Here is a 16,012-nt window from a genome sequence, read left to right as displayed (position 1 = left end):
TTTTTTGTTTCTATTTTATGTGAATGCGTTGTCCTTCACTATGACTACTAAACTCTGGGGCATACATACTTTGTATGTTAGTAATACCATTGCTCATTTCTCCAGCATTATTGACTCTTAAATCATATTCAAAAACATAAACACCTTTGGGTAAATAATCAAAAAAGAAATTGGTAGAGGCATCTTTGGTGCTTTCATAATACCCCAAGCCGTCTTGATACTTGTAGGCAGAAAGTACGTTGATAGGTTCCAAGCCTGCAGCGCGCATGTCTTTCATGTGTATAAACTCCATATCTCTGTCACTCTTTAATTCAATACGAATTCTCACTAAATCACCTACTTTTAAGGAGGTGTCTTTTGTGATTTCTGAAATCTTTTCACCTGTATGGGTATTTGTTTTTAAGAACAATTTCTTTTTTAAAGAAAGTGGCGATTCCGCAGAGGTAATCGCATCCAAGTCTTCAAAATATTGCCAGTATAAACTACCCCATGCAATTCCGTTTCCTTTTTTGGATAATGTGACATCAGCTAACTCAGGTTGAATCTCTGAAGCACTCCAAGATGTTTTGTAGTACCCAGTACCAGCTTCCACCTTGACGTTTTCTAATTTAGAAGGCTCAATTTTTTGATTACCAACCAGAACCTCCACAGCATCGGTGACGCTCAACCAATCGCTACCTTGAAGCAACAAAGCATACACCGCTTCGGTAGTGGCTTTGGTAGTTTTCCATTGATTGGTTTGCTTGTTTTTCAATAACCAGATTTTTAGATTGTCTACCGTTTCAGTGTCGTTTTCAATTTCAGAAAATGCTTCAATCATTAAGGCTTGCGTCTCAATAGGTACTTGATACCAATACCAAGAAGCCACATTGTCCTTCCAGTACATACCCAATTCGTCATTGGTGATACTGGTTTCTTTTAAGGATTTCAGGATCTTGTTAGCCGTTACTGAATCTTGATTTCTAAAGGCAACCATAGCCATCATTCCTTTGGCATATAAGGATTTGGAAGTCCAATAGTCCTTGATCTGATTCATGTAGTAGCTCTTGATGGTGGCCACTTCCTTTGAAAGTTCAACCTCAAGATAGAAACTACGCATGTATAAATATTGAATCTGACTGTAACTTAAATGGTCTTTTGATAGATCCACATCTTTACGGTATTTGGTCAAATCCTTGTATTCCTGAACAAATTCTTGATCTAGATAATTCAGAGCTTTTCTTATCATTTCGGTGTCACCCTGAGCTTGTCCAAGTTTGTTTGTAGTGACTCCCAATTGTCTTAAATGCCCAAACCCAGTAATAATATGTTGCGTGATGAAACGGTTAGGTTTCCCACCGTTGAACCAAGCCCAAGCTCCAGAACCCATTTGGTTTTGCTCCAGTTTTTTCAAGCTGTTTTGCAGCTCATTGGTCATTTTGTTCATGTCAAATAACAAAGCGATACGTTTCTTTTGTTCGGTTTCGCTTTGAGCATCACGCAGCCATGGGGTTTCTTGTATCAACAGACTTTTCAATTCCTCGTTTTTCTCCAAATTGCTTATTAGAGCATCGGAGTTGCGCCATTGGTCAAACACTTCTTTAATTCTAGGATTACTGTTAGCAATGTGACTTGCCAAGGCATTGGCATAATACCTACTAAAGGTTTGTTCATTACATTCATACGGATATTCCATCAAATACGGTAACGCTTGTACCGCATACCACGCCGGATTGGAAGTGATTTCCAAAGTGAGTTTGTGGTGTTTTAAAGTGGTTGAGGTGTTGGTTTTTAGTTTATCCATCGTAAACGTTCTGGTCTCGTTGCTTTTAATCCACATGGGTAGGGTTTCGGTAACCAACATTCTATTGGAAAGCACAGGTAGAGCATTTTGCTCGCCATCGCTAAACTCCCCAGCTTGTGCCACAATTTTATATTGAAGTGCATCTACATGATCAGGAATATGAAGGTTCCAAGAGACTTGGGTGTTCCCTTGTTTTTCAACAGAGAAAGGTAGTATCCCTTGATTGTCATCCTGAGCTTGTCCAAGGAATAGTAACTCATTTGTAATATCCTTACCCGTGCTAGCATCTTGCAGTTGCAACATGGCATTACCGCTTAAAGCGTTGTCTGAAAGATTGGAAATTTTGGTGCTGATGGAAATGGCATCACCTTGTCTTAAAAACCGTGGCACGTTTGGCAACACCATTAATTCTTTTTGGGTCATGGTGTTTAATTGGGTGACTTGACTTTCCAGTGTTTTGGTGTGCGCCAACAGTTGCAGTTTCCATTGGGTCAAGGCTTCTGGCGTCGTAAAACTAAAGCTCAGGTTCCCGTCTTTATCGGTTTGCAACTGCGGAAAGAAAAAGGCCGTTTCTTGAAGGTTTTTTCTAGCTGTTACATTTTGTAAGATGGCTTTTTTTGTGGTAATTATAAAAACCCCATTGGCTCCTTGCGATCCATAAAGAGCTGTGCCATTGGCACCTTTTAGGATATTTACATTTGCAATAAGACTTGGGTCCATACTTTCCAATTCTTCTATAGAAACAATCTTTCCATCGAGAACCAAGAGGGCTTGTTTATCTCCTGTTTCTGATCGGTTTCCGCGCAAAACTATTCTGGAGCCACCACCATTTGTATTTATTTGGAGTCCAGATACCTTACCGGAAAGACCTTGAACGACATCAGAGTTTTGGGGTTGCGTTAATTCTTCAGCTTTAACAATCTGATTAGCCGTAGTAATTTCATCTTTTTTTCTCTTAAATCCTAAAGCTGTAACAACTACTTCATCCAAATTGTTACTGTCAGGAGTCAAGGATATAACTAGAGCATTATCTGTTTTTACCTGGTAATTTAAATTAGTGTATCCAACAAAACTGAAAATAAGTTGGTCATTATTATCTGCTTGAATTAAGAAGTTGCCATCAAAATCCGTTTGGGTTCCATTATTAGTGCCCTTAATGACCACATTTACTCCTGGTAATGGTGATCCGTATTCATCCGTGACTGTTCCAGAAATAAATCCTTTACTTATACTAGAATCATATTTGCTTTTTATGTCCCTTATTCTGATCTCATTGAGATATTGTTTATTAAACCACTTGTTTTTTAAGTGGAACCCAAACCAATTCAAACCATCATAACTTTGATGAGGGTAACTTAATGGCTGACGTGTATCATTAAAAACCCGAAAATTACTACTGCCAAAACTTTGTCCAGAACTTCTATGGCCTCGACTGGAGTAAATAAGTTGATACAAAGGATCAAAACGCCAATCATGGGTTTTAAATTGATCTAAAGACGCATCATACATGCTGGCTAACAACTCGGCGCTAACTTTTTCCCCTTTTGGTCCTTTAATAATAAAACTCCAAGTTTCTTCACTTCCCGGTTGCAGCTTATCTCTAAAGGTCTTAGTCTCAATCTGTAAATCGCTACTTGGATAAGGGACTTGAATGGTTTGGCTACCGTTTTCAAAACCGTTGGCAAAGGCAAAACTGTAATGGATGGCAAAACCACCCAAATCTTTTTCGGTGATGGGGATTTCGAATGAAACCATGTCGTTATTCAATGTCAAGAGTTTGGTCTCTACAATTTGGTGGTTCTTCTCAATATCTATGGTCACAGTGATGTTCTCAGCAGCAGATCCTACCGAAATGACGGCATGTTCACCCACTTGATAGCGATCCTTATCTGTATGGAATTGGAATAGTTGGTGGTCTGCCAGCGTTTTGTCTTTGGGGCTAAACACCGTGATTTGCTGCTCAGCTTTAACCACTTGATCAAAGCGGTCCTTGGTTTCAAAAATGATTTTATACAAACCAGATTCCCAGGATTTCATGTTCCCCAAAATCACCTCTTTAGAATCCTTTGTGTTGACAGCCATGTCTTTGACCAAAGTCCCAAGTTCCCAAGTATTAACATCGTTTTCATCTTGGTAGGCTTCATGGGGAAAATGTGTTTTAAATTCGGCTTGGGTCATCAAAGGACAATCGGGAGCTGACCAAGGACGATCTCTCAAAACGTGCTCAGGAGCCTGTAGTTTATAAATTTTTAAAGACCCTTCAGTAGGAACAAATGCCCCATTTAAGTTGTTGGTGATAAGAGTCAATGACTCTTTTTTGTAGGTTTTATCCCATTTGTTCGGAGCTTGGATACTAGCTGTCAAGGCATGATAACCCACATTTACCGTAGCGGTAGCCGAACGTGTTTCTCCATTGATGTCTGTTACATCTGCTGTAACCTCATATTGAAAGGTGGGTTGATCTTCCTTGCTCACTGCAGTGTCCGGAAGCGCCTTAAATACCACTTCAAACTCACCTTGAGCATTAGTGGTAGTTTCTCCATGAGCGATTTCTTGAGGTTCACTGTAATAGGCACGAGGATTCCATCGGTACCAAATAGGGTATTGCACTTGGCGCACCACCCGATAGGTCACCTTGGCATCGGTAATGTTGCTACCGGCAAAGGCAAGGGCAGTTCCATGGACAGTAACTGAATCATTTACGCGAAAGGTATCAGTGATAGGCGTAAATTTGGTTTCAAACTTGGGACGTTTGTATTCTTCAACCGAAAAGTAATATTCAACATCCAAATCATTACCATCTCCATGAAAATTGATGTTGTATTGTCCGTTTAGACCGGAGCTAGGTAATATAAACTCCCCAGCAACAGAACCATATTCATTACTTTTTAATTCCAATTCAGCAACTTCATCATCGTTCACATCATACACATCCACATAAAACAATTGATTGGGAATGACTTCAGACTTTCCTTGGACTGTTTTCATGGCAATGGCCTTAAAATAAACCGTTTGACCAGGACGGTAAATACTCCTATCTGTAAACACAAAACCTTTATAATCCACATCGGTTTCAGAACGATTGTAGTGTTGACTGATATAATGATTCCCAAAGTGGGCTCGGTCGTTTCCATAGGTCACTTCCATAGTTATGTTTCTCCAATACTCATTGGGTTTTTGAATTTGGATTATTCCTTTTGAGTCCGAAGTAAACGATTTGGTAATATAAGAGCCATTGTAGTTCTTCTGATAGCTTAATACCACTTTGGCCTTAGCAATAGGTGCGCCATTGATTCGATTAATGACTTGATAGTATTGATTCAACTCATCAGAAGTTTCAGTAATGGCCAAGTTGGTCACTTGAAAAGTTTGGGCAGCAAAGGTGTTTGCTTCATTATTCACGAGAGCTACCATAAGGTACCTGCCGTTGTCCAATGGAGGCACCAATACTTCTGTATTATGAGACTGGTAATCACCTTCGTCTTTTAGGGTGGTTTCCCAAACATGGCTAGCGGTCAACTTTTTAATGAATTCCCATTGCAAGTCTTCCCTATGGTTTTCTTGGTAGGTCTTGTATTGTTTTTCGGTAAGTTTAAACACCTTAAATTCTAAAGCTTGGATGTTTTTATAAGTTACCAGAACTTTACTGTGCTGTTGAATGGGAAGATGGCTTTCGGTCATTAAGTTTAAACTTTCTCTGGAGATATAACTTTGAAGCACCTCACATTTTTCAGCGCCTATACTTTCAGGGAAATTTTTAATAAGTTGCTCACACAAGTCATAAGCTTTTTTGACTTTCCAACGGTTCTCTTCTTGGGTACGAGGTTGGTAACCTTGTCCTTGATAATAATATTGCTGAGCCTCCTCAAAACCATAAAGGGTACTCACCGCTTGACCAGAATAAGTGTCTTGACTTTCCTTTAAAGTACGAATCAGGATGTCCTGTTTGTCGGGGAAACTGGCATAGCTTTCTACAAAGTTGAGACGCTCAATATCAACATCTACTAGGGCATCCGCTTGGGTGTCGGTTTGATGAAATTGAATCAAATCCTGATACAACTTCAAGGCTTGCAATGGTAGCGAAGTAGAGTCAGTCGAAGTGATGTTTAAGCTTGAAAATTTATCAGCAGGACATAAAAATCGGTCGTTGTCAATCTCAAAAGCTTCAGTTGGTTTGGTGATGCTACTCTCATCGGTCTTATAAAATTCCAAAGCATTGTGTGCCAACAAATCGTAAAGGGTTGGTCTATAAATCTTAGAATCCTTTTGTTCGGTAAGTAATAACTTAAAGGTTTCAATAGGTGTTTCTTTTAGAACATCTGCGGGTTCCAAAGAGGCTTGATAGTGCTTTTGTATTTCTTTAAAAAGCGTGTTCAAATCCCACGTTCTGAAATCCACCGAATCTACTTTCTGTGTAGTTTCAGTGCGGTTGTATATCTTCCAGCGGTTTTGCTGAAAGTATTGCCAATACATCGTGGCTAGCATATTTTCCAACAGATTTTTGGTAGGGGCTTCTGCTTGGTGTATTTCGGTTTTGAAATCTTGAATCACTTTTAATTGAGCGTCTTCTTCCAGAATCAAGGCAAACTTGCTTTTGTAAATAAGGGTCTTGATTTCCTGCGGCTTGTTACCTTCCTTTTTCGCTAAAGTGGCAATATCATTAACAACTTCTAGGGCAGATTTGGGCAAATTGTCAAGCTCATAGCTTTCTACCTGTTTCCAAAGTTTAGGATAGGGATCGGTTTGGGAAAAACCTGTTAGGGTCATAAGACTTATTAAGAAGGTGATGGCAAGTGGTTTCATGTAATATATTTTCTACAAAATACAGTTCAAAAGTTGTACCAAAAAATAGATATTGAGGCAACTACGTGTTCTGTTGAGTTAAAGTAGGTATTTACCAAGTCAAAAAGAAAAATTACCTTTGGAATATGTGGCGACTAGGTATCATATTTATATTTCCCATAGGCCTCTTATCCCAAACCTTGGATGATGAGGTTAAGAGCATCTTGATGAACAACCAGTTTGCAGATGTAGAAAGTTATATGGAAATGAAATTGGAGGCCAACCCAAATGATTTGGAGACCGTAGAACTTTTGGGAGATATTTATTCCCATCAAGAAATGTGGGATGAAGCCGTTGAGCAATATGACATATTGAAATCCAAACATCCCGATAATGCCAACTACCAATACAAGTATGGCGGTGCCTTAGGAATGAAAGCGGCATCCAATAAACTGGCAGGTATCGGTTTAATATCAGATGTGAAAGCTTCCTTATTAAAGGCTGCCGAATTAGATCCTAGGCATATTGATGTAAGGTGGGCTCTTGTGAAGTTTTATATGGAATTGCCTGCCATTTTAGGAGGTTCTACAGACAAGTCCTTAGAATTTGCCAATCAACTTGAGACCCTTTCCCCAGTAGATGGACATCTAGCCAAGGGTTTTATTTTTAAGGAAAATGAAGATTATAACCAGGCCGAAACCCATTTAAAAAGGGCTTTAGAAATAGGAGGCTCTAAAACCTGCTATTTGGAGTTGGCTCAATTATATATGGAAACCAACCAAAAGGAAAAGGCCAAACAAGTTCTTAAACAGGGGGTAGAGGCTATACAGGATGACGATTTAAGAAACAAGCTACAAGAATTATCTGGAGAGTAAGAGCCTAATAAAATGAGGCGGTAAGCTTTATCAAATAATACAAATCCCCTATCTTTGATTCACAATTCTACACCCATATGAACGTACATTTTATAGCCATAGGAGGAGCAGCAATGCACAATTTGGCCATAGCCTTACACAATAAAGGATATCAAGTTACCGGAAGCGACGATACTATTTTTGAACCATCAAAATCGCGTCTACAGGCTAAGGGCTTGTTGCCTGAAGCCTTTGGTTGGTTTCCAGAAAAAATCACCTCCCAGTTGGATGCCATCGTATTGGGAATGCATGCCAAAGAGGATAATCCAGAATTGTTGAAGGCTCAAGAACTAGGCTTAAAAATATACAGTTACCCTGAGTTTTTGTACGAACAGTCCAAAGATAAAACGCGTGTAGTTATTGGAGGTAGCCACGGGAAAACCACCATCACGTCCATGATTCTCCATGTGATGCATTACCATGAGATGGAAGTAGATTACATGGTGGGTGCCCAACTGGAAGGCTTTGATGTCATGGTAAAACTAACCGACGACAATGATTTTATTGTTTTAGAAGGCGATGAATATTTAAGTTCGCCCATAGACAGGCGTCCAAAATTCCATTTGTACCAACCCAACATCGCTTTGTTGAGTGGCATCGCTTGGGACCACATCAATGTGTTTCCTACCTATGAAAACTATGTGGAGCAGTTCCAGATCTTTGTAGATAGCATTGTCAAGGGGGGAAGCATTACCTACAATGCCGAAGATCCCGAAGTAGTTAGGGTGGTAGAAGCTAGTGAAAATACCATCAGAAAGTTACCATATCATACTCCAGAATATAAGGTAGAAGATGGCGAAACTCTTTTGGAAACACCAGAAGGCGAACTCCCCATTGAAGTGTTTGGAGCCCACAATCTAAACAACTTGGCCGGAGCCAAATGGATTTGTCAGCACATGGGCATCGATGAAGATGATTTCTATGAAGCTATTTCTACATTCAAGGGCGCCAGTAAACGACTAGAGAAAATTGCCGAGGGAAAAACCAGTGTGGCATACAAGGATTTTGCCCATTCTCCTTCCAAAGTTGAAGCTACCACAAAGGCGGTAAAAGACCAATATCCAGATAGAAAATTGGTGGCTTGTTTAGAACTGCATACCTATAGCAGCCTCAATGCCGAGTTTTTAAAACAATATGAAGGAGCCCTAGACGCTGCCGATGTTGCGGTGGTATTTTATTCGCCACATGCCGTGGAGATTAAAAAACTAGATGAGGTCACCCATGAGCAAATCAAACAGGCTTTTAACAGGGAAGACCTGACCATTTTCACCAATCCAGAAGATTTTAAAACCGATCTGTTTTCAAGAAATCTAGAAAACAGTGCCTTGTTGTTAATGAGTTCTGGTAATTATGGTGGTTTGGATTTTGATGAGGTAACCGAGTTGATTAATTAAAAAAATAATTTTCAATACCTGTTTTATAAATCAAAATCAAATATGCTTAATTTAAATTAGAATAAATTTTATTTAAATCAGTTAATAAGTTTCTCCTAAACCCTTTGTTCAAAGTAGTTCCGGAAGAGGAGTAATCATAGAAGATTAAAGAATCCTTTTTAACAATCGCTATTTCTACTTTTGAGTCTGATATAAGTGGTATTTTACCTTGGAACATTTCAGCTTTTGGAGAAATGGAAATAAACATAACAGGATGTCTATCTTGAGTTGTCTCCAGCTTAATAGCTTCTGGAACAAAAACTGACCCTTCCCTTATTGATTCAAAAAAAGAAGTAATATCACTTTCTTTTAGTGGCTGTGGTGTAAGGTTTGATTTGTTGACAATTCTATATTGATTGGAATCTACCTGAAATAAAGAATCAATGGTTTTGTTTGTTGATTTTTCAAATTGATTGAATAGATTTTGAAATACTTGATTGCTGCTGTAGGTATAGATTGGGTTCACATAAGTGAATTTAGTTTCTTTTGATATGGATTGACTTTTAGTGATTTGGTGCTTGGGTTTACAGTTGAAAATCAAAAAAAATACAATTAGAGGAAAAAGTTGTTTCATGTCTTTTGGTTTTATTTTTCAATAAAAGTGATTACCTGTTCTTAAATATAAAGTTAGATATATCTGATTTTAAGTGTCTTAAATGATTCATTAATTCTTGTTTGGGTAAATCTAAAGAGGTTGGTTATGGCGAAAATAAAGATGTGGGATTTTTCATATGAATCAAAAGTAAAAAAAAATTAAAAGAGAAACGATTTTAGGTATTAACCTGAAAAAGTTATTAATTTCAAAATGAGATGATAAAGTAGTAGCTTTTACTAGTTTGAAGTGTTTCATTTAACTATTTTAATCCCATGCAATCCACACCCTCTATAAAACAGCTATTTAAATATTTCAAAATGGCACTCTCAGGAGCCGAACAGGAGTTTACATCCGGGAGCCTTCGTAAGGCCATCTTCATGCTTTCCATACCCATGATCCTCGAAATGCTCATGGAGTCCATCTTTGCCCTGGTCGATATTTTTTATGTCTCTAGGGTAAGTGTCAATGCGGTGGCAACCATCGGTTTAACAGAATCGGTGGTGACCTTGGTCTATGCCGTTGCCATTGGGCTTAGTATGGCTGCTACAGCCATTGTGGCACGCCGAATAGGAGAGAAGGATCTCAAAGGAGCATCACAGGCCTCGGTGCAAGTGATTATCTTGGGAATCTTGGTATCCATTATAGTCAGTATCGTGGGTATATGGTATGCCAAGGAAATTTTGGCTCTTATGGGCGCCGAACCCGATCTCATTTCCGAAGGCTATGGCTATACCCAAATTCTGATAGGTGGTAATTTAACCATTATGCTGTTGTTCATGATCAATGCCATTTTCCGTGGTGCGGGGAACGCCTCCATTGCCATGTGGACCTTAATACTTTCCAATGGTTTGAACATCCTTTTAGATCCCATTTTTATTTTTGGTTGGGGTCCTGTTCCCGCCTTTGGCGTAAAAGGGGCAGCCATTGCCACTACTATTGGTCGTGGTACAGCCGTTTTATATCAATTGGTGGTATTGTTTTATGGTATTGGGAAAATCAAGGTAACCCTTCAGGACATAGCCATCAAGATATCGGTCATGTTCAACTTGATTAAAGTTTCGCTAGGGGGGATTGGCCAATTCTTAATAGGAACCTCCAGTTGGGTGTTCTTAATGCGTATCATGAGCGAATTTGGAAGTGAAGTGTTGGCAGGATATACCATTGCCATCAGGGTGATGATGTTTACCCTCATGCCGTCTTGGGGCATGAGCAACGCAGCAGCTACTTTGGTAGGTCAAAATCTAGGAGCCCAACAACCCGATCGAGCCGAAAAATCGGTTTGGATAACGGGTAAGTATAATGCCATTTTTATGGGGTTGGTGTCACTGGTATATCTCATATTCGCCAAACAGATCATCATGTGGTTTTCTAATGAGCCCGAGGTCATAACCTATGGTTCGCTTTGTTTACGGGTTTTGGCTGCGGGTTATGTCTTTTATGCCTATGGCATGGTGGTGATCCAGTCCTTTAACGGTGCCGGTGATACCAAAACGCCTACCTATATCAACTTTTTCTGCTTTTGGTTGTTTCAATTACCCTTTGCTTACTTGACCGCTATCACTTTAGACTGGGGGCCTAAGGCTGTCTTTTTGGCCATCACCTTGGCAGAAGTCCTTATAGCCATTGTTGGCATTATTTGGTTTAAAAGAGGAGCTTGGAAATTGGTTAAGGTTTAGGAAGCTCAATTGTTTTTAGGAAAGTAATTGCTTCCAATAGTAACTTTTTTGGAAATTAGGACACCTATAAAGCATAACTAGCCCACTATGAAACTTAATCATGTTTTCCATGACGCATCCGTCAATTTTAGAAAGATTTCTATCAAAACATGGGTAGTAGGAATTCTGTTGGGTTTGGCTTCTACCATGGTTATTTATGCTTTTGCCTATACTATTAGGGAGGTTTTTAGAGTAATGTCCTTTTCCTTTGTCAGAATTCCAGAAATCTTGAGCGATCAGGATAGGTGGTGGTCTAACCTATTGTTTGCTTCTTTATCTCTGGTTTTTGGAAATGGGATTATGGTCAATTTCTTACTTAGTAAGCCTCAAAAAGTTTTTTCGAGAAGGAACCTGAAGCGCTCTAGGATATTAACAGACCAAATCTTCCTGAGTTTCAATTTTGCATATTGGGCATTAAGAATGGGATTTATGCTGGGAGCCAGTCTGATGACCTTTTTGACCTTTGAGCAGATCAGTGTTTTTTTGAAAGTCTCTTTATTGCTGCCTTTGGTATTCTTTTTAGATAGCTGGAAAACAATTTCTCAGGTCTTAGGAAGAAAAGGGTATAAATGGATGGGGGGCCATTCCCTATTCCTAGTGATGCTCTCATTAATATTGTGCAAATGGGAGGTTATCAATTATAATAAAATAGACAAGCAAATGCTTTATTTAAATCCCATAGTAGAGCTGCCTCAATCATTTTATTACGAGGAGGATCATTTCATTGATGGTAGTTTAGAATTACAATTTAAAATTGTTTACGATGAAAATGGTGAAGTTATTATTCAAAATACTATGGGAACAAGGTTTACCCTTGAAGAAGTAACAGCCGAAGTGCTTGCCTTCAAATCAAGGACTAGATCAGAATTAATACCTTTTACTTCGGTTACCATTTCCGCCAATAGACATATAGATTTGCATTACATAAAATCACTAGAAGCCCAGGTTATATGGGCTGGGATACATAGGTTTAATTATGAATTGGGTGAGGATAACTACCAGTACCAACTATTTGACAGGAAATTTATCAGGAAAAGAAGTTACAAAGAAATGGAAGGAATAAAATTCAGTCAAAATCAACCTCATATTCCTCCATTGTTTGATGAATCATCCATACAATACACTGATACATTGCAGATCTATCTCAGTAAAACGCATTACCTGTTTAACAATACACCGGTTCAAAGAGAGAAATTGGTTGCTATTTTAAAACCTTTTATCAATTCGGAAACCTTAATCCAATATAAATGCGAAAAAGATGTTTCTTATCAAAATTATATTGATGTCCTATCAGCGCACTACAAAGCGGCTTTTCAATTAAGAGAGCAAAAACAGACGGTTTTTAAACAGCACAGATATGACAAAAGTAATGCTTACAAAGAGGAGCAAGAGAAACTAAGGACGATATATCCACTTTTAATAGATGAGTTTTTTATAACTTCTGATAATAAGTAGAAATTATAAACCATGATTCATTACAGGAACCATGAAATAATGCGCAACTACCTTTCAATTTGCGCCATAAGTTCTTGGGTTAACTTTAAAATGTCATCGTATTTATTATAAATTTTCCGATGGCAGATAAGAAATCCAATGGCTACACCCCAAACTGCCTAAAATGATGATCCAAATGTTTGTATTGCATTTGTCCCCATTGGGGCATGGTAAAATCGCCAAACATAGGGTGTGGAGGAAGACTACCCGCATCCCTTTTAGCATGAAACCCCTCAATAAGTTTTGCTAAGGTTTCCTTTTCGCTTTCAAAATCCTTGGCTTCCGTTGCTACAAACTCTTTGGAGGTGGGCAATCCGGGTTTCCAAGGCTTGTCATTGTACAAAGAAGATTTAAACAGCGAGAACATAGCCCTCATAAAAACATTGGGCTTGTCGGGCTTCAGTTCCCCTAATGATATTTTTAAAGGCCCTTGACAGTGCCACAACATCTGGGAAGCATCCATCGTGCCCCATTGGCGAGCACTATCAGGTTGCAGTTGCTCCAGGCGGCTTAAAATCTCTTGATAGGAGGTCGGGTCAAATAATGATAGCATAACAAGGTGCTAAAAATTGCAGTTGAAAGTTACAATATTTATATTTACTACATGACGCAAAAAAACGCTTCTTTTTCAATTAAACATTGGTCCCAAGACGACCAACCTCGAGAGAAACTGCGGGACAAGGGTAGAGGTGTCCTCAGTGATGCTGAATTGGTGGCCATTTTAATTGGCTCTGGTAGTAGGGAAGAAAGTGCCGTGGAATTGTGCAAGCGTATATTGGCAAGTGTAGACAATAACCTAAGTGCTTTGGGTAAGCTAAGTCTCAAACAGCTTATGGCGTTTAAAGGTATTGGGGAAGCCAAAGCCATATCTATCGCGGCGGCCATGGAGTTAGGAAGAAGGCGCAGGGGAGAAGAAGCCCTAGAACTCAAGAAAATCACCTCCAGTAGTTCGGTTTTCGAACTGATGCAACCCATAATAGGGGAGCTGGCACATGAAGAGTTCTGGATTATCTATCTCAATAACTCCAATAAGGTGCTACAAAAAATACAGCTCAGCAAAGGAGGTATGACAGGAACCTTGGTAGATGTGCGCTTGGTTATGAAAACCGCTTTAGAATTAGGAGCTACCAGTATGATTTTGGCTCATAACCACCCGTCAGGAACCTTAGTCCCCAGTGAAGCCGATAAACAAATTACACAAAAACTACAACGGGCAGGAGAAAGTTTGGATATAAAAGTGCTGGATCACTTAATCATCACAGAAAAGGCTTACTTTAGTTTTGCCGATGAAAATCTCATGTAATTCATGCTACTTGTTTACACTCATAAAATTACGCCCAGACTTAAGTATGCTTTCAAGCAAATCTTTACGCGTATCTTAAATATTCCGGTAGATTTTACCACTACCATCGAGGAATTTATCGCTCATGACAGCTTAAAAATGTCTTACACCAAGCAGCCCTTAAGCAGTGAGTTATTTGTGAAAAGTCATGAACTGTTGTTCGAACAAGGATTATCAGACATAGAGGTACACGTCATGAAATGGGATGATACCAAGTGCTTTTTCCCAGCAGGAGAGAAGAGCAGTATCCCCTTTGATATCTTTGCGGCTACTTTTTACATGCTATCGCGATATGAAGAGTATTTGCCTCATGTAAAAGATGAATACGGAAGGTTTTCGCCAGAAGAGAGCTTAGGTTTCAAGCATGATTTTCTTCAGCAACCGGTTGTAGATATTTGGGCCTACAAATTTAAGGAGGTGCTTACGGCCCAATTTCCAGACTATGTGTTTGATGAACGCGCCTACCGAATCAAGCCCATTATTGATGTTCCCTGTCCGTATCAATTTAAAAGTAAGGGCGTTTTACGAAATTTGATGGGTACCCTAGGCGATTTATTTTCCCTTAAATTGAAAAGACTTTACCAGAGGTATTCTGTGTTGATGGGATTAAAACATGACCCAGATGATACTTTTAGGTATATCATCAACAGGCAGAAAACCACACATCACAAGTTCATATTTTTCTTTATGGTAGGTGATTTGTCTACTTATGATAAGGGAGTGAACATAAACAATAAATCCTTTGTGTCTCTCATCAAGCAGGTGTCAGATTACTGTCAGGTAGGGCTCAAAGTTTCCTTTCTAGCGCTTACAGACATGGAGCGGTTAAAAAAGGAGAAAAAAAGAATGGAAGGCATTATTTATGCTACCCTTACGGCCTCTAGAAATTCCTTTTCAAAGGTGAACTTGCCAGAATCTTACAGAAATTTGGTAGACCTGGAGATAGGAGAGGACTACACCATGGGTTATACACGTCATTTTGGATTTCGCGCTGGTACTTGTACGCCTTTTTTCTTTTATGATTTGGATTTTGAGATTCAGACACCACTTAAGATTTATTCATACCATATGATGGACTTTTCCATGCTGAAAATACATTCGCAACTGGATAAAAAACAAGCCTTACAGTCTATGATTTCAAAGATAAAAAAGGTCAATGGCGAATTTATCCCGGTGTTCCATAATTATACTTTTAGTGATTTGGACCGTTGGAAAGGATTCAAGGAATTGTTTAATTTGATATTAGACTCAACAGATGAGGATTAACGGCATCACCGATATATTTTTTGATTTAGACCATACCCTATGGGATTTTGATAGGAATTCGGCTTTAACTTTTGAGAAGATATTTAGCCTGAATAAGGTGTCCTTGGATTTGGAAGAATTTCTCTTCCATTACGAACCCATAAATTTAGATTATTGGAAACTTTACAGAGAAGATAAAGTTGATAAGGCAACCTTGAGGTATCGAAGGTTAAGTGATTCCTTTGATAGACTGGATTACAAAGTTTCGGACGATTTGATCAACAAACTCTCTATCGATTATATTGCATACTTAGGCACTTTTAACCATTTGTTTGAAGAGACTTTGGATATTTTGGATTATTTATATCCCAATTACAGGTTGCACATCATTACAAACGGTTTTAGCGAAGTGCAGTATAACAAAATAAAGAATTCCAAAATTGACCATTATTTCAAAACCATTACCGATTCTGAAAAGGTAGGAGTTAAAAAGCCACATCCTAATATCTTCGAATTTGCATTGGATTTAGCTGAGGCTTCAAAAGACTCCAGTATTATGATTGGGGACAGTTTGGAGGCCGATGTATTGGGTGCTTTAAATTGTGGATTGGATGCCATTTGCTTTAATATCAAAAATGAGAATGTTGGGACCGAGGTGAAACAAATTAGGAATTTATTACAATTAAAGAACTATTTATAATTGTATCTT

At 38.8% G+C, this 16,012-nt stretch carries 10 protein-coding genes; 7 read left to right on the top strand and 3 right to left on the bottom strand.

Going from position 1 to position 16,012, the window contains the following annotated elements; genetic code table 11:
• Positions 1-10: 10 nt before the first annotated feature.
• A complete protein-coding gene (locus LOK78_RS00350) occupies positions 11-6,586 on the bottom strand; it encodes an alpha-2-macroglobulin family protein (RefSeq protein WP_232633092.1) in 6,576 nt (2,191 codons plus the stop codon).
• A gap of 125 nt (positions 6,587-6,711) precedes the next feature.
• On the opposite strand from LOK78_RS00350, the gene LOK78_RS00345 reads away from it, so the two are divergent.
• Positions 6,712-7,440 carry a tetratricopeptide repeat protein gene (locus LOK78_RS00345; RefSeq protein WP_232633091.1) on the top strand — a complete coding sequence of 243 codons (729 nt, stop codon included), beginning with the start codon at positions 6,712-6,714 and terminating at the stop codon, positions 7,438-7,440.
• A 77-nt stretch (positions 7,441-7,517) separates the two neighbouring features.
• On the top strand, positions 7,518-8,873 hold the full coding sequence (locus LOK78_RS00340) for a UDP-N-acetylmuramate--L-alanine ligase (RefSeq protein WP_232633090.1): 1,356 nt from the start codon (positions 7,518-7,520) through the stop codon (positions 8,871-8,873).
• A 46-nt stretch (positions 8,874-8,919) separates the two neighbouring features.
• Here the strand turns inward: LOK78_RS00340 and LOK78_RS00335 are convergent, their stop codons facing one another.
• On the bottom strand, positions 8,920-9,486 hold the full coding sequence (locus tag LOK78_RS00335; RefSeq protein ID WP_232633089.1) for a hypothetical protein: 567 nt from the start codon (positions 9,484-9,486) through the stop codon (positions 8,920-8,922).
• A 338-nt stretch (positions 9,487-9,824) separates the two neighbouring features.
• Between LOK78_RS00335 and LOK78_RS00330 the strand changes: the two genes are divergently transcribed.
• Both LOK78_RS00330 and LOK78_RS00325 read left to right on the top strand, forming a co-directional pair.
• Entirely contained in the window at positions 9,825-11,183 is a 1,359-nt protein-coding gene (locus LOK78_RS00330; protein ID WP_370465551.1) for an MATE family efflux transporter, read from the top strand.
• Positions 11,184-11,270: 87 nt separating this feature from the next.
• Positions 11,271-12,677, top strand: a complete 1,407-nt coding sequence (locus LOK78_RS00325) for a hypothetical protein (protein WP_232633087.1) — start codon at positions 11,271-11,273, stop codon at positions 12,675-12,677.
• Between the two features lie 142 nt (positions 12,678-12,819).
• Here the strand turns inward: LOK78_RS00325 and LOK78_RS00320 are convergent, their stop codons facing one another.
• Complete coding sequence (locus tag LOK78_RS00320) at positions 12,820-13,269, bottom strand: DUF1569 domain-containing protein (RefSeq protein ID WP_232633086.1); 450 nt, start codon at positions 13,267-13,269, stop codon at positions 12,820-12,822.
• Between the two features lie 51 nt (positions 13,270-13,320).
• Here LOK78_RS00320 and radC point away from each other — a divergent pair, with 51 nt between their 5' ends.
• From radC to LOK78_RS00305, 3 genes are read left to right on the top strand one after another with little or no spacing between them, the layout of a single operon-like run.
• Positions 13,321-14,019, top strand: a complete 699-nt coding sequence (gene radC, locus LOK78_RS00315; protein ID WP_232633085.1) for a RadC family protein — start codon at positions 13,321-13,323, stop codon at positions 14,017-14,019.
• Positions 14,020-14,022: 3 nt separating this feature from the next.
• The gene (locus LOK78_RS00310) at positions 14,023-15,324 is read left to right on the top strand and encodes a DUF7033 domain-containing protein (RefSeq protein ID WP_232633084.1); all 1,302 of its coding nucleotides are present in this window, start codon (positions 14,023-14,025) and stop codon (positions 15,322-15,324) included.
• On the top strand, positions 15,314-16,003 hold the full coding sequence (locus LOK78_RS00305; protein WP_232633083.1) for a YjjG family noncanonical pyrimidine nucleotidase: 690 nt from the start codon (positions 15,314-15,316) through the stop codon (positions 16,001-16,003). The genes LOK78_RS00310 and LOK78_RS00305 overlap by 11 nt, the downstream gene beginning before the upstream one ends.
• Positions 16,004-16,012 lie beyond the last annotated feature (9 nt).

Origin of the sequence: Mangrovimonas futianensis, assembly GCF_021245805.1 — a bacterium.
Taxonomy (GTDB): Bacteria; Bacteroidota; Bacteroidia; order Flavobacteriales; family Flavobacteriaceae; genus Mangrovimonas; species Mangrovimonas futianensis.
The sequence above is the reverse complement of the archived record's forward strand: the minus strand, read 5'-3'. Positions and strand labels throughout refer to the sequence as shown.